The organism is Streptomyces sp. NPDC001617 (assembly GCF_053596855.1).
Genome location: NZ_JBSFHA010000134.1, coordinates 1 through 21,062, shown reverse-complemented (window position 1 = coordinate 21,062; position 21,062 = coordinate 1). Strand labels below are relative to the sequence as shown.

Below are 21,062 nucleotides of genomic sequence, written 5' to 3'. Positions count from 1 at the left end.
CACCCCCCAGGTCATCCGTTCGACAGGGGGCAACAGTCATGCCGGGCCCGGAGGCCAGCGGCCCTCTTGCAGGACCGCAAAAAACATAACGGGGCAGCGGCGGGGCCCGAGGGCCCCGGCTGCGTGCCCGCCGGGACGGTGTGTCAGAGCATGGCGAGTCGGTCCACCAGCAGCTCCACCCTCGGCTCGGCGTCCTCGGGCAGCAGGCGGCCCGCGCGGGTCAGGGTCGCAAGGCCGTGCAGGGCCGCCCAGAACACCTCGGTGAACAGCCCCGGGTGGACGCCGTCGCCGGCGACCTCGCCGAGAGTCTCCAGCAGGGCGGCGAAGGCGTCCTTCAGAGGCTCAGGGGTGTCCTCCTGCGCGTACGCCAGGCCGCCGTCGAGCTGGAACAAGGCGTCGTAGACCGCCGGGTTGCGTGCGGCGAAGTCGAGGTAGGCGCGGGCCAGGGCGGCGACCCGGGCGCGCGGGCCGTCCGCGGCGGAGGTCGCGGCCCGTACCGCCGTGGCCAGTTCGGCGGCCCCCTGAAGGGCGACGGCGCCGATGATCTCGCGCTTGCCGCGGAAGTGGCTGTAGAGGACGGGCTGACTGTATTCGATGCGCTCGGCGAGCCGGCGGGTGGTGACTGCGTCCCAGCCATGCTGCTCGGCGAGTTCGCGGGCTGTCGCCACGATGAGGCGCTCGCGCTCCGCCCGTTCGCGCTGCTTGCGTTCCTGTACCGACATGAATCGATCCTAGCATCGCTAGACAATCGAGCGGCAGCAGTACTAGCGTTGCCTCATCAGCTAGCAACGCTAGTTCACGGAGGGATCGTCATGCTCAACGCACTTGAGGTCGTCACCACCGTCGTCGTGGGGCTCATGGTGGGGGTGGAGTTCTCCGTCGCCTTCATCATGAACCGGATCCTGGACGCGCTTCCCGAGGACAGCGGCCAGCTCGGCCACGCCCACGGCGGCCGGATGCTCGGCGCCCTCATGCCGTTCTGGTACATAGGCTCGCTCGTCCTCAGCGCGATCTGGGCCATCGCCGGATGGCACGGCCACGGCGCCGGACTCGTCGTCACCGCCGCCGGCCTGCTGATCGTCAGCGTGGTCATGTCGATGCTGCTGCTGGTCCCGATCAACAACCGAAACAAGACCTGGACCCCCGACAACCGGCCCGCCGACTGGAAGCAGCAGCTGCACCGCTGGAACCGCTACCACTACGTCCGCGTCGCCGTCATCATCGCCGCCTTCACCCTGCTGGTCGCCGCCCTCACCTGATACCACCGCTGCCCCGACATGCACTGGTTCGCCCCTGTACATCGACGGCTTTCGCCCCGTCGGGGTGAGCCCGACAGGGCTTCGGATTTCTGACCCCGCGGGCCGACGCCGCGCCGGTGGCGCACAATCCCCACTCCTCGATGGGGCGGCCGACCACCGAAATCCCGACATTCGGAAATGCGGCTGCCGCTCAAATCCCAACTGCGATCCCGGCAAGCTGACGAAGACTCGCAAGGAGAAGAACGATGTGGCTGAAGAAGATCAACACCGTCCTGGCCGCCGCCTTCATCCTCTTCATCCTCTGGTTCGGGACGGAATTCATCCTGAGCCCCAAGACGACGGCGCCGGGCTTCGGCCTGCCGAGCTGGCCGTCCGGCGACGGCGACGGCTTCCTGATCATCAAGGGAATCCGCGACGTCGTCCTGGCCCTGGTCCTGGGCATCCTGCTGGTGACAGGCCACCGCCGGGCGCTGGGCTGGGTGCTGCTGGTGGAGGCCCTCGCCGCGTACGGCGACATGACCACCGTGCTGGCCCACCACGGCTCCGTGGCCATCGCGCTCGGCGTCCACGGGCTGACCGCGACACTGATGGTGGTCAACGGCCTGCTGATGATGCGCGAGACCCGCAAGGTCGCGGCCGCTCCGGCAACGCCCGCCCCGCAGCCCGCTTACTAGGGCGCGGATCGGGTCGTGATCAATCCGTGGGTTTCGCCCCGTTCCAGGCCCTGGCCCGGTAGACCGTCGTGCGTGACGCGCGCGCAACTGACGGACGAAGAGTGGCAGTTCATCGAGCCGCACCTGCCGATCGTCGAGTACGGCCCGTACCCCAAGACCCTGCGGCAGCAGTTCGAGGGCGTGATCTGGCGGTTCCGGACAGGCGGACAGTGGCGGGAGATGCCGAGCGAGTTCGGTGCCTGATCAACAAGCTCAAGGCATGGCGAGGCGTCGCCACTCGGCACGCAACCTTGGATGCCTGACCTCTTCGGGGGCCACGATGCGAGGATGGAGCGGTTCACCTCGTCTCGAGCGGATGTGGGGTGCGGAAGGTGCTGGAAGATCAGGCAGCGGAGGCCGCAGAGCAGGGGGCTGCGGTGCTCGGCACGGCGGCCCCGCCCGGAGAGCCCGCGGCGCGGGAGGCCGCCACGGCCGCGCGCCGGTGGATCGGCGGGCTCGTCGTCCTCGCGGTGCTGCTGCTGTTGTTCTTCCTGCCCTGGTGGGTACTGCTGGCGTCCGGCACGCACTGGCCGCTCCCGGTCGTGCTGAGCGGCACTGCCCTGTTCGGGGTCACGCTGCTGGCGTTCCCGGCGATGATGGCACTGGGGCACGGCCGCCGGCGGCTGGACTGGGCGGCCCGTACGGGCGACACCATCCTGGGTGTGGTCTGGGTGCTCTTCGCCTGGTCGGCCCTCGGCGGCGTGCTGCGACTCGTCATGATCGCCGTCGGGGTCGGAGGTCCGGGACCGGCCAGGGGTGTGGCCGTCGTGGTGACGGCACTCGCCGTGGTGCTCCTGGCATGGGGCAGTACGGAGGCCATGCGACTGCCCCGGGTCCGGCGGGTCGAGATCACGCTCCCCCGGTTGGGCCCCGGGCTCGACGGCACCCGCGTGGTCGTCGTGACCGACACTCATTACGGGCCCATCGACCGGTCCCGGTGGTCGGCGCGGGTCGCGGACGCCGTCAACGCCCTGGCACCCGACGTGGTCTGCCACGCCGGTGACATCGCCGACGGCACGATCGCCCAGCGCCGGGAGCAGGTCGCACCCCTGGGAACGATCCGGTCCAACCTGGCGAAGGTCTACGTCACCGGCAACCACGAGTACTTCGGGGAGGCCCAAGGCTGGCTCGACCACATGACCGGGCTCGGCTGGGAACCGCTGCACAACCGTCACGTCGTCGTCGAACGCGGCGGCGACCGGCTCGTCCTGGCGGGTGTGGACGACCGCACCGCCGCCTCTTCCGGACTGGCCGGGCACCACGCCGACCTTCCCACCGCCCTCACCGGCGCCGATCCCGCTCTGCCGGTCCTCCTGGTCGCCCACCAGCCCAAGCAGGTGGCCCAGGCCGTGGCCGCCGGGGTCGACCTCCAGGTCTCTGGCCACACGCACGGCGGGCAGATCTGGCCGTTCCACTACCTCGTACGCCTCGACCAGCCCGTCGTACAGGGTCTCAGCCGCCATGGCGGCCGGACCCAGCTCTACACCAGCCGCGGTGCGGGCTACTGGGGACCGCCGTTCCGGATCTTCGCGCCGAGCGAGATCAGCCTCCTCATCCTGCGCTCATCCACCTGACCGGCAACCGCCGCGCGCAAGCGCGGCCTCGCAAGTATGAGCAGGCAGCGTGGCGCCCGAGCCCTTCACCCTCACCCGCGAGCAGCTCCCGGACCTGGAGCGGACGGCCGCAACCAGCACCGACAGCCTCCCCACCACCGACGCGGAGGCAAGGGAGCAGGCCGAGAGCACCGCACCGGAAAGTTCGGTGGGCAGGGCAGTCCCGTCGGTTTCCGACTCGATCGGGTGGAGGCGGGCCTCGGCCGGCAGATCGCGGCCAGTGGAGCGGAGGCCTCGGTCCAGTCGTCGTTGTACTCGGTCATGGCCGCGCCGCCCGGCCGCATGCCGACGTCCATCACAGGCGCTGTCCCTGTCGTGCGCCCCCGCAGCCGACCCTCAGCGGACGATCCGGTAGAGATGTTCGGGTCGGCCGGTGGCTCCGTAGCGGAGTTCGAGGCGGACCATGCCCTCCCGCACGAGGTACGAGAGGTAGCGCTGGGCCGTGGCGCGGGAGACGCCGGTGAGTTCGGCGGCCTGGGCCGCGGACAGGGCGTCTTGGGCGGTGCGGAGGACCTGGTGCAGAAGGGCGAGGGTCGGCGCGGAGTGGCCCTTGGCCGGGACCCGGGGCACGGCCGGCGGCCGGGCGGCGCTGAAGAGGGCGTCCACGTCGGCCTGGTCGGTCCGCGGGGCCAGGCCCAACGCGTCCACGCGGTGCTGGAGTTCGCGGTAGGCGGTGAGCCGCTCGGCCAGGTCGCCGGCGCCGAACGGCTTGACCAGGTAGCCCACGGCGCCGAGTTTCATGGCGGTCCGTACCGACGTGATGTCCCGGTCGGCGGTGATCATGAGCACATCCGGGCGGGCGCCGCCCTCGTCCGAGCTCAGCTGCCGCAGTACGTCGAGTCCGCCGCCGTCCGGCAGGAAGATGTCGAGCAGCAGCAGGTCGGGATGGAGGGTGTGCACCGCGTCCAGCGTCTCGGCCACGCTCGACGCCTGTCCGACGACTTCGAAGCCCTCGACGCGGGACGCGTAGTCGCAGTGGATGTGGTTGACGCGGAAGTCGTCGTCCACCACGAGGATCCGGATCATCCGCGGTCACCTCCGGTCGGCGAGGCCGTTGTCAGTTGTGCGTCGCGTGGCGCGGGGGTGTCGTCGGGCAGAGGGAGTACGACGGTGAAGACCGCACCCGGTCCTTCGCTGACGGTGATCGTCCCGCCGTGCCGCTGCGCCAGCCGGTGGACCAGTGCCAGCCCCAGCCCGCGCCGGGCGGTGCCCCGGTCGGGCCGGGTCGACCAGCCGTCCTCGAAGACCGCCTCGGCGGCGCCGGGCGGAATCCCCGGGCCGCTGTCCGCCACCTGCACCATGACCTGGTCGACGGCTTCGACCAGCACGAGCCGCACCTCGCGGCCGCCCGTGGGGGGAGGTCCGCCGGCCGCCGCGTCGATCGCGTTGTCCAGCAGGTTGCCGACGATGGTCAGCAGCCGGCGCAGATGCGGCGGGTCCTCGCCGAGCGCGGAGTCGTCGCTGAGCTCGATCCGCACCCCGCGTTCCGCGGCCACCGTGGTCTTGGCGACGATCAGCCCCACGAGCAGCGCGTTGCCGATCCGTTCGCGTACGGACTCGGTCAGCGCCTGCTCGGTGCCGGCCGACTCGACGGCGTACTCGTAGGCGGCGTCGTGGTCGCCGATGTCCAGCAGACCGGCGACGGTGTGCATGCGGTTGGTGAACTCGTGCTGCTGGGCGCGCAGAGCGTCGGTCAGCCCGCGTACCGAGTCCAGTTCGCGCAGCAGGCCGATCAGCTCGGTGCGGTCGCGGACGGTGACCACCGCGCCCAGTTCACGGCCGTGCAGCGTCACCGGCATCCGGTTGACCACCAGGCAGTGGTCGTCGGTCAGCACGTTGAGGTCGGTGCCGTCCAGGGTGCCGTCCAGGGCGCGGCGCAGCCGCCCGTCGGGCAACACCTCGTCGAGCGTGTTGCCGAGTGCCGTGCCGAGGCCGAGCAGTGTGCGGGCCTCGTCGTTGACCACGGTGATCCGGCCGTCGGGATCGAAGGCGATCACACCCTCCCGGATACCGTGGAGCATGGCCTCACGGTCCTGCAGGAGCCCGGCGATCTCCTCCAGCTCCAGCCCGAAGGTCGTCCGCTTCAGCCGCCCGGCCAGCCCGAACGCCGCGGCCGAGCCGAGCGCGACGGCGATGGCGGCGTACAGGCCGAAGGTGGGCAGCTCGCGCCACAGCTCGCCGAGCACGTCACGTTCCGGGATGCCGGCCGAGACCTCACCGACCAGAGTGCCCGTGGGCCCGTACAGCGGGGCCTTGCCGTTGGCGGACCGCCCGGTCGCGCCCTGGTCGGAGCCCATGTGGGGGCGGCCGTCCAGCACCACGATCGGATCGCCCACCGGCTCGCCGATCAGCGCCGGGTCGGGGTGCGAGTGGCGGATGCCGTGCAGGTCGATCACGACGACGTAGGAGGCGCCTGACGCCTTGCGGATCCGTTCGGCGACGGTCTGCACGAGGCCGTCGCCGCCCCCGTGCGCCATGGCCTGCCGGATCTGCGGCTCGGCGGCCGTGGTCTGCGCGATGTCCACGGCCCGCTCCTCGTAGGCGCGGTCGATCTCGGCCCGCTGGGCGAACGCGAACAATACGAAGCCGATGGCCCCGGTGAGGGTCAGGATGGCCAGCTGGTTGGTCAGGATGCGCGCGGAGAGCCTCCCCTTCCCGCCGCGGCCGATCCCGATACGGATGGGCATCACAGGTGTCTTCGCCCTTGTCGTGCTGCCGGGCCCGGCCCCTTCACCGTACCCGTGGTGGCGCGATTGTGTCCCATCAAGGACTTTCTGCCCACCCCCCGGCACGCTGAGCAGAACGAGCAGAACTCCTCTTAACACGACTAACGCGAGATACGTCTGAAACAGCGACGTAATACCCGACGGCCTTTTAGCGTCTGCCTTCCTCGAACTCCGAGACAGAGGAAGGAGACGGGCTCAGATGGCTTCGCGAAACGACATCGCGACGGGTCCCGCCGCCGAAAAGATCGGCCGGGACAGCGCGAGAGTCGAGATTTCAGGACTCACCAAACGATTTCTGACGCCCGCGGGTGAGGTGTTCACGGCGCTGCGGGACGTCACGTTCTCCGTGGAGCCGGGCCAGTTCTGCGCGGTGGTCGGTCCGACCGGCTGCGGCAAGTCGACGACGCTGGGCATGGTGTCCGGGCTCGACCGGCCCAGTGAGGGCTCGGTCAGGGTGGGTGGCCGTGAGGTGGACGGCGTCACCGACGGCGTCAGCTTCATGTTCCAGAGCGACGCGCTGCTGCCCTGGAAGACGGTCCTCGGCAACGTCCTGATGGGCCCGGTCTTCCGCAAGGTGCCCAAACAGCAGGCCCAGGCCTCGGCGCGCGACTGGCTGCGCCGGGTGGGCCTCGCGGGGTTCGAGGACCGCTACCCGCACCAGCTCTCGGGCGGTATGCGCAAGCGTGTGGCGATGGCCGCCGCGCTGATCAACGAACCCAGGATTCTGATCATGGACGAGCCGTTCGGCGCCCTGGACGTCCAGACCAAAGCGATCATGTCGACCGAACTGCTCGGCCTGTGGGAGCAGATTCGTCCGTCGGTCATCTTCATCACCCATGACCTCGACGAGGCGGTGGCGCTCGCCGACCGGGTCGTCGTCATGACGTCCAGCCCCGGCTCGGTCAAGGCGGTCTTCGACATCGACCTGCCGCGCCCGCGCGGCTCGGTCCAGGAGATCCGCTTCCAGCCCCGCTTCATCGAACTCCAGCACCAGATCTGGGACTGCCTGCGCGAGGAGGTGGAGCGCGCCTACGCACGCACCGCAGGAGGTACGGCATGAGTACGACGTCCACCGTTTCCGCCATCCCGGTCACGGACGGCCCGCAGACCTCGGCCGCGGCCGCCGCCCGGAGCGCCCTGCGGCGGCGCACCGCGCTGGTGTGGGCGGGCCGCATCGGTCTCGCCGCCTTCGTCATCGGCGGCTGGCAGGCCTTCACCACCTGGGGGATCGTAGACAAGTTCTTCTTCGGGCAGCCGTCCGGCATCGCCCAACGGCTGGTCGACCTGTTCCGGCACGGCACCGAGTTCGGGTCCTTCTACGCCAACATCTGGACCACGATCCAGGAGGCGCTGGTCGGCTTCGCCCTCGGGGCCGTCGCCGGGGTGGTCTTCGGCGTCGCGCTCGGCCAGAGCCGCTTCCTCGCCGATGTGCTCGGCCCCTACATCAAGATGGTCAACGCGATTCCGCGGATCGTCCTCGGCTCGATCTTCATCGTCGCGTTCGGCATCGGTGTGCTGCCGAAGATCCTGCTCGCCGCGGTGCTGGTGTTCTTCATCGTCTTCTTCAACGCCTTCCAGGGCGTCCGCGAGGTCGACCGCAACATCCTCGCCAACACCAGGGTGCTGGGCGCCTCGCAGCTGCAGATCATCCGGCACGTGACCGTGCCCTCCGCGCTCACCTGGATCATCGCCAGCCTGCACAGCGCCTTCGGCTTCGCCATCGTCGGCGCGCTGGTCGGCGAGGTGCTCGGCGCGCAAAGCGGCCTCGGCCTGGTCATCAAGACCGCGCAGAACAACTTCGACCCCAACGGCGTGTTCGCCACGATGCTCGTCATCTCGGTCATCGTGCTGGGCGCGGAGTGGCTGATCGGCAAGCTCGAACGCCGGCTGCTGTCCTGGCGCCCGCCGGCCCCGTCCGAGGCCGCCAACACCATCTGACGCCCCCCGCACCCCCTGCTTCATCTCAGAATCCTCACCCTCAGCAAAGGAATGTGGTCAGCCATGTCCAGACGACCCGTCGCCGTCGCCGCGTCTCTCCTCACCGTTCTCGCCCTCGGCGCGGTCAGCGCCTGTTCCGGCAACTCGTCCGCTTCGACCGGCAGTTCCGGCGGCACGCCGACCGTCAAGGTCATGGTCGGCGGCATCGACAAGCAGATCTATCTGCCGTACCAGCTCGCCGCAAACCTCGGCTTCTACAAGAAGTACGGCGTCAACGTCCAGCTGAGCACCGAGCAGGACGGCGGTGTCGGCGCGGAGGAGGCCATGGCCTCGGGGCAGGTCGACATGGCGGGCGCCTGGTACAACCACACGATCGAGTTCCAGGCGAAGGGCAAGGCGGTCGAGGACGTCGTCCAGCTCTCCGGCGCGCCGGGCGAGCGCGAGATGTGCACGACGAAGTCGGGCGTCCACTCGGCCGCCGACTTCAAGGGAAAGACTCTCGGCGTCACCGACCTGGGCTCGGGCACCGACACGCTCACCCAGTTCCTGGCCGCCAAGAAGGGCGTCAAGACCGGCCAGTTCCACCGGATCGGGGTCGGTGCGGGCTCCACCGCCATCGCCGCGCTGCAGAACGGCAAGGTCGACTGCGTGATGACGACGCAGCCGACGGTGGCCGCGATCCAGAAGAAGGGCGTCGGTACGTCCGCGATCGACCTCGCCAGCACGGCGGGCGCCACGGCGGCGATGGGCGGTGCCTATCCTGCGGCCAGTGTGCTCGCTCGTACCGACTGGGTGAACGCGCACAAGGCCACGGTGCAGAAGGTCGTCGACGCGCTGGTCGCCACCATGCACTGGATCAACACCCACAGCGCTGCCGACATCGCGAACAAGCTGCCGGCGTCGTTCGTGCAGAACCAGCTGGTGACCAAGGCCGACTACATCACGGCCCTGACCCAGGACAAGGGCCAGTTCCTCCCGGACGGCCTCATGCCGGCCGGCGGCCCGAAGACCTCTCTGGCGACAGAGCAACTGGTCGGCAACGTGAAGGGATCGGTGGACCTGAGCAAGACGTTCACCAATGACTTCGCCCTCCAGGCCAACAAGACCGAGGGCTTCAAGACCACCACGACCCCGGCCGGCCCGAACGGCTGAGCCTCCACCTCACGGCCTCCCCGGTCCCGCGCGCCGACTCGGTCCGCGTTGGGCCGGGGAGGCCGTGGTCGTAGGCGAAGATCACTGCCTGGATGGGGTCGCCGCGCTGCGCGGCGACGTGCTGGGTGAACTCGGGGCGGGCCAGGGGCAGCGGCACCAGGACTCCTCCCGGCTCAGTTCGGTCATCCGGGCGGAAGAGACACCGACGGATTCGCTTGGCATGGCCGTTCCCGAAAACCAAGGCAGGCAGTGCCGAAGACTTGAGGATGTGACCGGGGTACCGAAGCGGCAGCGGCTTTCCGTCACTTGTGTCTGGTAGCGGTCTCGGTGGGCTCGGCGCCCGAGGCGCGCACCGTGGTGTGGCCCGGTTTGGGGTGGTGCCGGGGCACGACGTCCTGGGGGAAGTTCAGCTGCTGGTTCATCCACTTCAGAGTGGCCGGCATCTCCCGTACCCAGGTCGGGAAGTTGTGGCTGCCGTTGTCGGGCAGGATCGACACGACACGCATGGGTGGCCTGACGGCCTTGATGAAGGCCACGGTCTGCGGATACCCCTTCTCGCCGTGCTTGCTGTCGGCGACCAGGACGGAGACCTGGGGCACGGGAAGGTGCTTCAGCCGCCACATCAGGTCGTGGCCGTTGACGCGGTTGACTCGACCCAGCCCGCTGCCGAAGAGGTTGCCGGTCGTGGGGTCGTCCTTGACCTTGTAGTCGGGTGAAAGGGCGCCGGCCGTCGTGTACGCGTGCGGGTTGCGCATCGTCAGCTGCAGGGCGCAGCTGCCGCCCGACGAGTAGCCCAGGACACCCCAGGAGCTGGCGTCGTGGCCCACCCGGTAGGTGGACTTCAGCGCCTCCGGAAGGTCTTTGGCCAGGAAGGTCTCGGTCTGCGGTCCGCCTGGGACGTTCACGCACTCGGTGTCGCGCGGCGGAGCGATCGTCGGCCGGATCATCACCATGATGGTCGGCTGCATCTGGCCGCTCTTCTGCAGCTCTCCGGCCGTCTGTGACACCCGCAGGTACTGCGCGAGGTTGAAGATGCTGCCGGGGTAGCCGCTGAGCGCGACGATCACCGGGAAACGCTGCCGGTGGTACGCCTTCTGGAAGTACTGCGGCGGCAGGTAGACGAAGGCCGGGTCGACCACACCCGTACGACGACCGATGACCTTCACGGACTCCACCCGCCCGTTCACCGCCGCGGGGCCGGTGGGCAGCCCGCTGACCCGACTCAACTGCTCATCGCCGGCGGGCTGTATCAACGCGCCCTTCACGGAGACGCCGGTCACCGACCCGTCGCCGTTGTTCACGGACGCCTGGGTCACCCCGACGGGGGCGGTGTCAACGTTGCCGAAGAGTTCGCCCCACGACCCGAAGAACTGGTACGACGAGTTCAGCCAGCACGCGAAAGCCGCGATGATCGTCACCTGGGTCACTCCAACGGCCGCCAGCCGTCCGAGCACTGGCCACAGGCCCTGCCGGGCAAGCCGTGGCCAGAGCCAGACCAACAGCGCCACACAAATGGCGGCCAGGGCCGCCATGACGTACACGGTTGTCTCGCTGGTCAAGCCCATGCCACTCAGTCCCCGGTTTCCTTGCCTGTGGTCTTTCCGTCATCCAGGAGGAGGGTCGCGGCCTCTTCCGCGTTGCCCAAGAAACGCTAATGGGACGGAGCCCAAGGCCCTTCCGTGTTTCCACAGGGCCCGTCGTAGACCTGAACGGCCGTCAGTCACTCGGGGACAGCAGCGGCTCTTTGTCGGCCGCCCACTCGAAGGTGAGGTCCGGGTCCAGCGGGCGGATACCGTGCTCACGTTCGGGGGCGTAGCCCTCGGAGCAGAGGTGGACGACCGTCGCGTCGCCTCTCAGAGCGAAGAAGGCGCGGCCGAGGCCCTCGGACAGATAGCCGGCGTCCTCGATGCCCAGTGGTCGCACGTATTGATCCTTGCACGCTTGGTTCGATCACTTCTTCAGCGCCCGACGGAGTTTGCCCACCGCGCGGCGGAAGAACGTCGGCTTCGCGGAGCGAGCGGGAGCGAGGCGTTTGACCACGGCAACACCACGCGCGGAGACATGGAGCGCCAGCGGGAGGGGCACCGGCTTCGCGATTCCAGTCGACGGCAGGATCAGCTTCAGCCGCCACCGGCCGTCCACCAGCTCACCGAGCGGAAGGTCGGCCCTGAGCTCGGCCTCACCGGTCATACGGGTGGTGAGGGTGGCGGAGAGGTCGACGGAACGGCTGGTCGCGCCGTCCGTGAGCTTCAGGGCTGCCGCACTCTCGCCCTGCACCGGAAACGGCAACGCAACGCTGAGGCAGTCGGGGCCCGTTGTCACGGTGACGTCGGCAGGGGTGAGGCCGGCGAACTCGTACGAAATCCTGTCGGTCTTCTGGTCGACGTCGAGCGAGAGGTTGCCGTGCGGGTCGGTCCAGTACGGCACGACCAGGCGGCCCGGGTGGCCGACAACGGCGGCACGGCGCCCACGCCCCGCCGACTCACTGCGTACGGAACCGAGGCGGGTGTCCTTGGTCCACCCGCAGGAACTGACACGGATGACGACGTCCCAGACGCCCGCGTCCAATCCGGCGCCGTTCGCCGCCGACAGCGGATCGACCGGCGAGGTGGCGTGCAACACCTGCCGGAAGTACCCCTCCCGGCCCTTGACGCCGACCTTCTCGCGGGTCACCTCGACAGGCTGGAAGAACTCCGCGGCCGTCTCCCGCTCACGCATGACGAGGTCCACCTTGGACTTGGCCAGCGGGGCGGAGGTGTTGGCGCCGAGCAGGGCGATGGCGTCCAGGCCGGCCTGCGGCAACGGCGGAACGAGCAAGTCCTTCTCGCCATCGGCACGGAAGGTGATGGGCTCACCGCCCGACTGGTACTCGGCGGTGAAACCGATCGTCAGCTTGCCGTCCTCCCAGCCAAGGCTCTCCAGGACACCGGAGGGCTTGATCCCCGACTCCCACCGGGCGAACTGCTCGATGTCGGCGAGCCGGTTGGCCGCGATCAGGCCGGCGACGATCTGCTGCGTGGGCGGCAGACCGGCCGCGACTCCAGGTCCGAAGCGTTCGACGACCACCTTGTGGATCTCGTCGAACAGCTCCTGGCGGTAGCCGGCGGGCAGCTTCAGCAGGCGCTGTCCGCGCATGCGCTCCACCATCTCGTTGCGCAGCCAGCGGCGGAAGAGCCGGTCGCGCAGCGGGCCGGGCTCGGTGAGCTGCTCGACGACATCGAGGGCTTCACGAAGGTTCTTGAAATAGCCGACCGGGTCGAATCGCTGAAGGCCCGCGTTGGACGCGTCCTCGCGCTTGACGTGGTAATAGCACAGGTAGTCACTGAGAACGGCGACATTCTCCGCCCGCAGATAGGCCTCCGTGACGAAGACGTGGTCCTCCAGACGGCGGCGCCCCTCCATGTAGCGGAGGTCGTGCTTGTCCAGGAACTCCTTGCGGAACATCTTGTGCGGGGTGAGGCTGTCGATCAGCGGGGCGTTCTCGACGTTCGCGTGCGGACGGTTCTCGCGGAACAGCTCGCGCGGGACCGGACGGCCCTTGCCGACCATCTTGCCGACGACCACATCGGCTTCGTTCTCCACGCCGTAGTTGTACATACGCTCGAGGGCCTCATCGCCCAGCCAGTCGTCGTTGTCCACGAACTGGATGAACTCACCCTTGGCCGCCGCGATGCCGACGTTGCGCGGCTTGCCCGACCAGCCCGACGCCTCCTGGTGAATGACATGCATGTGGGGGTGTTCGGCGGCGAGCCGGTCCAGGCGCTCAGGGGTCTCGTCCGTGGAGCCGTCGTCGACGAAGATCGCCTCGTACTCGTCGTCCGGCAGGCTCTGGCGCAGAAGAGAGGCGATGCAGTCCTCGATGTACTTGCCCGGATTGTAGACCGGGATCACCACGCTCACCTTGATCGACACGTGTCTTCGTCCGCCTTGTTGCTCTGTGACTCTGCGACGGCCGTCTCAGACGACCCTGTCCCGCGTGGGCACATGGGCACAGCCTCGGCCCGTCGGAGGTTGGTCCAGCACGCCCCCGTCGTACAAGCGTGAACAGGCCGCTCCCCAGTTCCAGTCGGGCACTGTTCACCGCCTCCCGCTCTATCTGGAGGCGGGCGGCACCACAAACACTACATCCTGTAGGGGCACTACCCGAGCGACGCGGCAGTCCGACTGCACAGGTGCACCGATGAGGACAGCCCACTGCCGCCCTCGCCGCGGACTTCGAGGCGGAGTTGAAGGAGTTCAACGGCGAACGCAAACTGGTCAGCGCCATCCTGCACGGGCACCTGTGGTCGCCCTCGTACTTCTCCGCGTCGTGCGGCGGATGCCTACATCCCCGGCGTGAACGCCGGGGCCTTCTGCCAGAGTCCCGGTAAATGAGTAGCTCGTCGTTGCACGTGTCGGGACACTGCGTCGGTGACCAATTCTGCACTGCCGCAACTGCTTCGACCTCGTGCCCTGAGGCCCGGAGATCTCGTCGTCATCGCATCGCTGTCCGGGCCGCTCCATGCCGTTTACGAGCCCGACCTCGAGCTGGCGGTGATCGTGCTCGAGCGGATGGGATTCCGCGTGCGTCGGGCACCGCTCCTCGAAGCAGGCCGGCACCGTTGGTGGAGCGCGGCTACGCCGACGGAAATCGCCGGGGAATTCAATGCTCTTCTGCGTGATCCCGAGGTGCGCGCGATCATCGCGCATGACGGCGGCCATACGGCGCTCGGCTACCTGGACCTGATCGACTTCGAGGCGGTCACTGCCGACCCCAAGCCGATCCTCGGCTACAGCGACATTTCGCTGCTGCATCTGGTGCTCTATGCGCGCACGGGTCTGGTCGGCTTCCATACCGACGTGGCCACCCCTGGGCTCGGCGGCCATTGGCAGGCCGCGCCCGCAGCCCGCCAAGCGGTGCTCGAGAAGCTCTACTCGACGCTGCTGACCGGTACGGAGCCGATCGGTGCGCTGCCGGCCACGCCGTCGTGGGAGTGCTGGCGTGCCGGTCGTACCGAAGGCCGGCTGATCGGCGGGGTGATCAATCGCATCGTGCTGAACCAGGCGACGCGCTACGCGCTGCCGCTCGAACGGTTCGACGGCGCGGTGCTGTTCTGGGAGGAGTTGGGCGGCCAGACATCGTATGTGTGGAACTATCTACACGTACTGCGGCACGCCGGCATCCTCGATCGCATCTCCGGCATGGTCGTGGGCATCCCGACCGCGATCGACGGACTCGACTCGCCCGACGCGTCCCCGACCCTGCAAGAGATAGTTCTCGACGTCCTCGGCGACCGTGACATCCCGGTCCTGGGCAACGTCGAAGTCGGACACGCCGGCCCGAATCTGCCGATGCCGGTCGGCATCCGCGTCGCCCTCGACGCGCAGCAGCGGAGCTTGTCGCTGCTCGAACCGGCAGTACGCCCGCTCACGGTGACCGGATCGGGCGGCTGAGCACCGCGGATCAGTGAACCGACGGCCTCGGCAGCCCCCGTCGCTCCTCCTGCACCCACGCCGGCATCTCGGTGTACCGAAGCGCGAACGGGACCGTATGGATGATGCAGGACTTCTCAGGCCAGGTTCTCCGAGACCGGCGGTGAGTGGTGCAGGGAGGAGAGGACCAGGGCGTCTTTGTCGTCGACTGCGGAGGGCAAGCTGCCGTCGGGCCGGCCACCGGCAGGCGGACCCCAACCGGGTTGTCTCACCGACCAGTTCAGGGGATGAGGCCCGGCACAGGTTTCGGCCCAGAAGCGCGGGTCGCCTGTGCCGTGCCCGGTGGCATCCTGTTCGGACGAATCAGCGGCCGGACGAGGAGACCGTGCTTGCAGAGGATTCGAAGGCGCCCAGATCCGGTGCGGACCCCGCGTACGGCAGGCCGACGTCGACACCCTTGTCGATCAGGGAACTGGTCGCGGCGAGGCGGAGGTTGGGGAGTACGGGCAGGCTGCCGTCGGCCTGGCGGGATGCGTTCCAGCCGGACGTGGAGACGCTGCGGAACTGTGCGTCCGACAGCGTGATGCCCAGATTCCAGGAGTTGTTGGCGGCGTCGGTGCCGGTCATGTTCGACGTCAGGGTGCCGGTGTAGGCGAGGTTGTTGCGCAGATCGCCCCGGCCGACTGCAGCACCGCTCGAGTCGATGCCCAGCATGTTGAAGTCCGGGTGGTTTCCGTAACTGGTGTTGTTGAAGTAGTCGTTGGCGAGCGGGTGGTGGTTGGCGTAGAACCCCGCCGCCCTGTTGGCGAAGGCCACCGAGGTGCGGACGGTGTGTTTGACGGCGGCCGCGTCGTAGACACCGCCGTACCCGCCCGCCTTGAAGCCGTTGCCGTTGCCGGACGCCGTGGTCGTTTCCGGCAGGTAGCCGTTGCGCCATGCCCAGGAGTTCTCGATGGTCACGGAGGAATAGGCGTTGATGAGGTCGAAGCCGTCGTCGGAGTTCCACCACGCGCGGCAGCCGCGGAAGACGTTTCCGGGATGGCCCGCGGAGATGTGGGCGCCGAATCCGTCGGCGTTCTCCCCGGCGCCGTCGGAGGAGTGCGGGTCGTAGTTGTCGTGCGAGTCGCTGTTGAGGACGAGGTTGCCGCCTCCGTTCTGGAGGAACAGGCCGGGCCCCATGTTGTTGTGGGTGTTGATCTGCTCGAAGGTGTTGTCACTCCCCGAGATCCAGATACCCCAGGACTCGTGGTTGAGGTTGTTGTTCTGCGGAACTCCGGTGACTTCCAGGCCCTTGAGGTGGATCCAGCTCCCGGTGACGTCGAAGCCCTTGATCCGGCAGTCGTCCGTCATGCCCGAGAAGTCGAAGACCGGCTTCTCCCCCGGGTAGGCCCAGTAGCGGATCGGGCTGCCCGAACCACCGCTCTTGTTCAGGGTGATGGCGTCGACCCGGTCGGTCTGGCTCGAGCAGCTCTTGGTTCCATGGGTGTAGGCGTAGGTGCCGCCCCGTAAGTACACCGTGTCGCCCGGCTGGGCCACGGCCTGCGCATGGGCGATCGTCGCCCAGGGGGCGGCCTGCGTCCCGGCGGCACCGTCACTGCCGTTCGCTGCCACGTAGTAGACGTTCGCCGCCGCCGCGCTGCCCGCAGCCGTCGACCCGGTCGGCACCGCGAAGGGTGTCACGGCGACCGCCGCCATCAGCAGGACTCGTCCGAGGGTCCTGACAGGTCTCATCACTCACTCCAGGTTTCACGCGTCGAGGAATCCGTCCATGGCCGCCGTGGGGCGGTGGGTGCTCTCGTCCCAGGCCGAGCTGTTGTAGTTGTTGAACGATGGGTAGCCCTCGGGCTCCCAGAAGAAGGTGCCCAGGCCGCCGAAGCCCTTCAGCCCGGTGATGAACGCCTTCAGCGAGTCGCGCGCCTGGGCGGGCTTGCCCACCGGGCCGCCGTACTCCACCTGCAGGACCGGCTTGCCGTAACCGGACTGGATCGTCTGCATGTTGGCCAGTACGCCGGGCACGTTGCCGCCCTGCGCGTAGGAGGACAGGCCGGTGATGTCCCACTTGCCGCCGTTGCCCCGGTAGGCGTCGAGGAATTTCTGAATGCTGGTGAGGTTCTGCGGCTGGGCCAGGTGCACCAGCACCGGGGTGTTCGGGAAGACCTGCTTGGACATGTCGTAGGCGGCGTTCAGCAGGCCCGTCATCTGCTCCGGGTGCCCGACACTGCCGACGGGGTGGCAGATACCGGAGTTGGTCTCGTTGCCGATCTTCACCCAGGCCGGTGTCACGCCGTAGTACTTGATGACGTTGCACGAGTGGTACACGTAGTCGTACATCGCGTCGAGCATCTGGCTGTAGCTCATGCCCGCCCAGGCCGCGGGCGGGTTCTGCACACCGACCGAGTTCCAGGTGTCGCCGAAGTGGAAGCCGATGAGCACCTGAAGGCCGGCGTTCTTGGCGCGCTGCGCCAGTTGGGCGGTCTCCTCGATACCGCAGTGCCCGTTGGCCGGGTCGCTGGAGGGGTTGACCCAGGTCCGCAGGCTGATCGCGGTGATGCCATATCCCTTGAGGATGGTGAACAGGTCCTGTTTTACTCCGGCGCTGTTGTCCCAGTAGTAGCCCTGCGCCTCCATTTGCGGCAGCCAGCTGACATCCGCGCCCTTGATGAAGGTCGCCGCCTGGGCCGGGGTCGCCAGCGGGCCCGTGCCCAGGGCGAGCGCGCCCACACCGGCGGCGGCGCCCAAGAGCACGTTGCGCCGACGTAGACCTACGAGCTCGGTTCGTTCGCGGTCAGTCATGGGGGGGTCCCTTCGTCTCAGCCTGACCGGCACCCGCGGCGGCCGCCTCCTCCCCGTCGGAGCGGAGCGGGAGCCATCGGGATGTTCACCTGTTGGTCGCCGGCCGAGCCGCTGAAGTTGCCGCCATGCCAGAGCCGGCCTGCGCCAGGCCGACGAGCCACTGCAGGCTCCGCTTCACCGCGCGGGTGGGAACGGGCCACGGTGGGATCAGGCTCGTTGCTCGTGCCGCCGGAGTCCGGGAGGTCCAGCTGCCGTGTGGTACGGCCGAACTCGACTGTCCGACCCGTATGTTGGGCGTGCGGCGATGTGAGCCGACGACAGACCGACCGCCCCACGGCCCGGAAGCCGCGGGGCGAGCGGGACGCCCGCGGCGTGATCGGCCCCCGCCATCGCCCCACCGTCTCGCCTTCGCGGTCAGGGCCGTGGCCCATGAAGCCGCAGGGGCGGGAGACGCTCCAGCCCGCAGTGCCGTTCGGCCCCACGATCGGGGCCGGTCGCCTCGTGCCCGATCTCCTTCCCCGCCATCACCGTAGACACGAAAGATCGACCCTGCTCCGGCCCCGTATTCCAGGGCGCGCCGGACTCTACGTGTGGGATGGCAGAGATGAGCCCTTTCCGGGACACCGAAGGATCACCCGCCGGGGCGGCCCCAGGCCGTACCCCCGCCGGGCCCCGAACCGCCACGGCGTGGGCGGCCATGAAGTGGATCGTTCCCGTCGCGGTGGGACTCATCGTCTACCTGCTGCCGCAGCCGGACGGGATCAAGTCCGGCGGCTGGGCCGTGCTCGCGATCTTCACCGGCACGGTACTGGGCCTGATCCTCCAACCGCTGCCGCTGGGAGCCGTGGCGCTGGTGGGCCTGACCATCACCATGATCACCGGGACGCTGGAGCCGGACGTCGCGCTGAGCGGCTTCTCCGAGCCGACGATCTGGCTGATCGTCGCAGCATTCTTCATCTCACTCGGCTTCACCAAGACCGGATTGGGGCGCAGGATCGCGCTGCTGTTCGTCCGCGCGCTGGGCCGCAGCAGCCTGGGGCTGGCGTACGGGATCACGCTGACCGACCTGGTGCTGGCCCCGGCCACTCCGAGCAACACCGCCCGCTCCGGCGGCGTCATCCAGCCCGTCATCCGCTCGCTGAGCAGCAACGCCGGCTCCCTGCCCGGCGACGACTCCCGCCGCAAGCTCGGCGCCTATCTCAGCGTGACCGCGATGCAGATCAACACGGTCACCAGCGCCATGTTCCTGACCTCCATGGCCGCCAACCCGCTGGTGCAGAAGCTCGCCGCCGACCACGGCATCCACCTCACCTGGACCAACTGGGCGCTGGCCGCTCTCGTCCCCGGTCTGGTCGCGCTGCTGGTACTCCCGGCACTGATCTACCGGATCTTCCCGCCCACCCTCCGCGACACCCCCGAGGCACCCGCCCAGGCCCGCGCCCAACTCGCCGAACTGGGACCGATGTCCCGTCACGAATGGACGATGGGCGCGGTGTTCGTCCTGCTCCTCCTGCTCTGGTCCATCGGCGGCCAGGTCTACGATCTGTCGGCCACCGTCTCCGCGTTCACCGGCGTCGCCCTCCTGCTCGTCACCGGCGTACTCACCTGGGGCGACCTGGTCGCGGAGAAGGCTGCCTGGACCACGCTGGTGTGGTTCTCCGTCCTGGTGATGATGGCCGGTCAGCTCCAGGAGCTGGGCGTGATCGGCTGGTTCAGCGACAGCATCACCGACGCCACCGATGGGGTGGGCTGGCAGACCGCGTTCGTCATCCTCACCTTGGTCTACCTGTTCTCCCACTACCTCTTCGCCTCCAACACCGCACACGTGGCCGCCATGTACGCCGCCTTCCTCGCAGCCGCCACCGCCACCGGCGCCCCGCCGGTGATGGCCGCCCTGGTACTCGGCTTCATCAGCTCCCTCTACGGCGGCCTCACCCACTACGCCTCCGGCCCCGCCCCGGTCCACTTCGGGGCCGGCTACGTCACCCTCGGCGAATGGTGGCGCGTCGGCCTGATCGCCGCCGGCGCCAACATCGTCATCTGGATGGGCGTGGGCGCCGCCTGGCTGAAGGTCCTCGGCCACTGGTGACGATCACGCCCGGAACTCCGACCGCACCGGTCCGGGTGCGGATGGTCCTGCAGGCCGCGTGGACTTGGCCGCACATGATCACAAGCATCGCGGCGTAGGTCCACGTCGGCATCCGATCGCATCCGCGGTCTCCCGCTCCCCCATGTGCGCCGACCGGGACCGGGCCGGCCTCGTCCAGGCCCGCGAGCAGATCACCGCCCTGTTCACTGACCAGGAGCGTCACCGTGTCAAGACCCGACCAGTGACGCTGGGACGCCCGTTCGCACACTGGAGCCTTCGCAAGCTCACCGACTACCTGGCCCGCAACCGGGTCCAGACGGTGAAGATCGGCCGGGAACGGCTGCGGCAGATCCTGCGCGAACACGGGATCTCCTTCCAGCGGACCCGCACCTGGGAAGAGTCAAAAGATCCCGACAAGGACGCCAAGCTCGACCGAATCGAGCATGTGACCAGCCATTTCCCGGACCGGTGCTTCGCGTTCGACCAGTTCGGCCCACTGTCGATCCGCCCCTGCCACGGCTCTGGCGGGGCCGAGGAGAGCAGACCAGTGCGACTACCGGCCACCTACCACTGCACCCACGGCATCCGCGGGCCGCCAAGCCCGACGGCCCCCCATCTACGTGATCATGGACGCATCATGGGCCAACTCGATCGAGGCCCAGTTCGGGCCCCTGCGCAACTTCGTCATGGGCGCCTCGAACCATCCCAACCACACTGTGCTCGACGGCAGACTCCAGGACTACGTGCGGTGGCGCAACGCCAACGCCCGCCACCCCGACGTCCTGACCGCCCAACGCCGCGAACGTGCCAAGGCCCGCAGCGAACGCCAGCAAGGCTGGGGCCGCCCACGACCCAAGCCGCCTAACCAAACCCGGCCAACTTTCATCGCCAACGCCAGGGCTGTAGCCACGGGGTGGTTACTTGTCCTCAGCCTTGCCGCCAGGCAGTTCCTTGAAATCGATCACCAGAGAGCCCCGGCGGCGCATCCGGGACCCGGGGGCGGGGCGCTGGGCGGTGACCACCCAAACTCCCGGCCAGGTCAGCGCCCGGACCGGCGGCCCGTCTGGGTCGGCAGCCGCGATCACCAGACCCGCCTCCCACGCAACTTCCCGCGCTCGGGTCACGATCAACCCGACTATGTCGGGCACCGTCACTTCGTCGGCGCTGCTGGGTCCCATCCATGCCATGTCACCCTCCGGCGTCCAGCGTCTCCCTGATCCCGGTCAGAGGGAAGACCACTGCCCAACCCGGTGAACATACGTGGTCACAGCACTAGTGTGCTGCGCCAGAAATCCTGAGGGTTAGTAAGTACCCTGTTGTCATGTCGCATTCGGGACCGTCTGCTGTGGCGATCACGTTGTCCGAGG

At 68.6% G+C, this 21,062-nt stretch carries 16 protein-coding genes and 3 pseudogenes; 10 read left to right on the top strand and 9 right to left on the bottom strand.

Features of this window, described 5'->3' with window-relative positions; genetic code table 11:
* Positions 1-143: 143 nt before the first annotated feature.
* A complete protein-coding gene (locus ACWC09_RS49760) occupies positions 144-722 on the bottom strand; it encodes a TetR/AcrR family transcriptional regulator (protein ID WP_450858589.1) in 579 nt (192 codons plus the stop codon).
* 90 nt (positions 723-812) lie between these two features.
* Here ACWC09_RS49760 and ACWC09_RS49755 point away from each other — a divergent pair, with 90 nt between their 5' ends.
* The 4 genes and pseudogenes from ACWC09_RS49755 (at position 813) to ACWC09_RS49740 (ending at position 3,546) form a co-directional block, all read left to right on the top strand.
* Positions 813-1,259, top strand: a complete 447-nt coding sequence (locus tag ACWC09_RS49755; RefSeq protein ID WP_450858587.1) for an anthrone oxygenase family protein — start codon at positions 813-815, stop codon at positions 1,257-1,259.
* Between the two features lie 245 nt (positions 1,260-1,504).
* A complete protein-coding gene (locus ACWC09_RS49750) occupies positions 1,505-1,933 on the top strand; it encodes a DUF4267 domain-containing protein (RefSeq protein WP_450858585.1) in 429 nt (142 codons plus the stop codon).
* A gap of 72 nt (positions 1,934-2,005) precedes the next feature.
* Positions 2,006-2,170: pseudogene (locus tag ACWC09_RS49745) on the top strand (transposase); the annotation flags it as partial.
* A 179-nt stretch (positions 2,171-2,349) separates the two neighbouring features.
* Positions 2,350-3,546 carry a metallophosphoesterase gene (locus tag ACWC09_RS49740; protein ID WP_450858591.1) on the top strand — a complete coding sequence of 399 codons (1,197 nt, stop codon included), beginning with the start codon at positions 2,350-2,352 and terminating at the stop codon, positions 3,544-3,546.
* Between the two features lie 375 nt (positions 3,547-3,921).
* Here the strand turns inward: ACWC09_RS49740 and ACWC09_RS49735 are convergent, their stop codons facing one another.
* Together ACWC09_RS49735 and ACWC09_RS49730 are read right to left on the bottom strand one after the other, a co-directional pair.
* Positions 3,922-4,611 carry a response regulator gene (locus tag ACWC09_RS49735; protein ID WP_450858583.1) on the bottom strand — a complete coding sequence of 230 codons (690 nt, stop codon included), beginning with the start codon at positions 4,609-4,611 and terminating at the stop codon, positions 3,922-3,924.
* Positions 4,608-6,272, bottom strand: coding sequence for an ATP-binding protein (locus ACWC09_RS49730; RefSeq protein WP_450858581.1), 1,665 nt, complete (start codon positions 6,270-6,272; stop codon positions 4,608-4,610). Before ACWC09_RS49730 ends, ACWC09_RS49735 begins: the two co-directional genes overlap by 4 nt.
* Before the next feature lie 238 nt (positions 6,273-6,510).
* On the opposite strand from ACWC09_RS49730, the gene ACWC09_RS49725 reads away from it, so the two are divergent.
* The 3 genes from ACWC09_RS49725 to ACWC09_RS49715 all read left to right on the top strand — a co-directional run bounded on the left by ACWC09_RS49725 (position 6,511) and on the right by ACWC09_RS49715 (position 9,401).
* On the top strand, positions 6,511-7,371 hold the full coding sequence (locus ACWC09_RS49725; RefSeq protein WP_450858579.1) for an ABC transporter ATP-binding protein: 861 nt from the start codon (positions 6,511-6,513) through the stop codon (positions 7,369-7,371).
* On the top strand, positions 7,368-8,249 hold the full coding sequence (locus tag ACWC09_RS49720; RefSeq protein ID WP_450858577.1) for an ABC transporter permease: 882 nt from the start codon (positions 7,368-7,370) through the stop codon (positions 8,247-8,249). The genes ACWC09_RS49725 and ACWC09_RS49720 overlap by 4 nt, the downstream gene beginning before the upstream one ends.
* A 63-nt stretch (positions 8,250-8,312) precedes the next feature.
* Positions 8,313-9,401 (top strand): ABC transporter substrate-binding protein, encoded by a 1,089-nt coding sequence (locus ACWC09_RS49715; protein WP_450858575.1) that lies wholly within the window; start codon positions 8,313-8,315, stop codon positions 9,399-9,401.
* Positions 9,402-9,703: 302 nt separating this feature from the next.
* Here the strand turns inward: ACWC09_RS49715 and ACWC09_RS49710 are convergent, their stop codons facing one another.
* The 3 genes and pseudogenes from ACWC09_RS49710 to ACWC09_RS49700 form a co-directional block, all read right to left on the bottom strand.
* Complete coding sequence (locus tag ACWC09_RS49710; protein WP_450858573.1) at positions 9,704-10,966, bottom strand: alpha/beta hydrolase; 1,263 nt, start codon at positions 10,964-10,966, stop codon at positions 9,704-9,706.
* A 154-nt stretch (positions 10,967-11,120) separates the two neighbouring features.
* Positions 11,121-11,300 (bottom strand): annotated as a pseudogene (locus ACWC09_RS49705) (dTDP-4-dehydrorhamnose 3,5-epimerase family protein); the annotation flags it as partial.
* 51 nt (positions 11,301-11,351) lie between these two features.
* Positions 11,352-13,313, bottom strand: a complete 1,962-nt coding sequence (locus tag ACWC09_RS49700) for a glycosyltransferase family 2 protein (protein ID WP_450858571.1) — start codon at positions 13,311-13,313, stop codon at positions 11,352-11,354.
* A 498-nt stretch (positions 13,314-13,811) separates the two neighbouring features.
* Here ACWC09_RS49700 and ACWC09_RS49695 point away from each other — a divergent pair, with 498 nt between their 5' ends.
* Positions 13,812-14,834 carry a S66 peptidase family protein gene (locus ACWC09_RS49695; protein ID WP_450858569.1) on the top strand — a complete coding sequence of 341 codons (1,023 nt, stop codon included), beginning with the start codon at positions 13,812-13,814 and terminating at the stop codon, positions 14,832-14,834.
* Between the two features lie 342 nt (positions 14,835-15,176).
* On the opposite strand, the gene ACWC09_RS49690 is transcribed toward ACWC09_RS49695, so the two are convergent.
* Both ACWC09_RS49690 and ACWC09_RS49685 read right to left on the bottom strand, forming a co-directional pair.
* Positions 15,177-16,544: a right-handed parallel beta-helix repeat-containing protein gene (locus ACWC09_RS49690; protein ID WP_450858568.1), complete on the bottom strand. Its 1,368-nt coding sequence runs from the start codon at positions 16,542-16,544 to the stop codon at positions 15,177-15,179.
* Positions 16,545-16,559: 15 nt separating this feature from the next.
* Positions 16,560-17,606 carry a glycosyl hydrolase 53 family protein gene (locus ACWC09_RS49685; protein ID WP_450858566.1) on the bottom strand — a complete coding sequence of 349 codons (1,047 nt, stop codon included), beginning with the start codon at positions 17,604-17,606 and terminating at the stop codon, positions 16,560-16,562.
* Between the two features lie 697 nt (positions 17,607-18,303).
* Between ACWC09_RS49685 and ACWC09_RS49680 the strand changes: the two genes are divergently transcribed.
* Positions 18,304-19,695, top strand: a complete 1,392-nt coding sequence (locus tag ACWC09_RS49680; RefSeq protein ID WP_450858564.1) for a DASS family sodium-coupled anion symporter — start codon at positions 18,304-18,306, stop codon at positions 19,693-19,695.
* Between the two features lie 232 nt (positions 19,696-19,927).
* A pseudogene (locus tag ACWC09_RS49675) lies at positions 19,928-20,537 on the top strand (IS630 family transposase); the annotation flags it as partial.
* A gap of 75 nt (positions 20,538-20,612) precedes the next feature.
* Here ACWC09_RS49675 and ACWC09_RS49670 read toward each other — a convergent pair.
* Positions 20,613-20,882, bottom strand: coding sequence for a PASTA domain-containing protein (locus ACWC09_RS49670; RefSeq protein WP_450858590.1), 270 nt, complete (start codon positions 20,880-20,882; stop codon positions 20,613-20,615).
* Positions 20,883-21,062 lie beyond the last annotated feature (180 nt).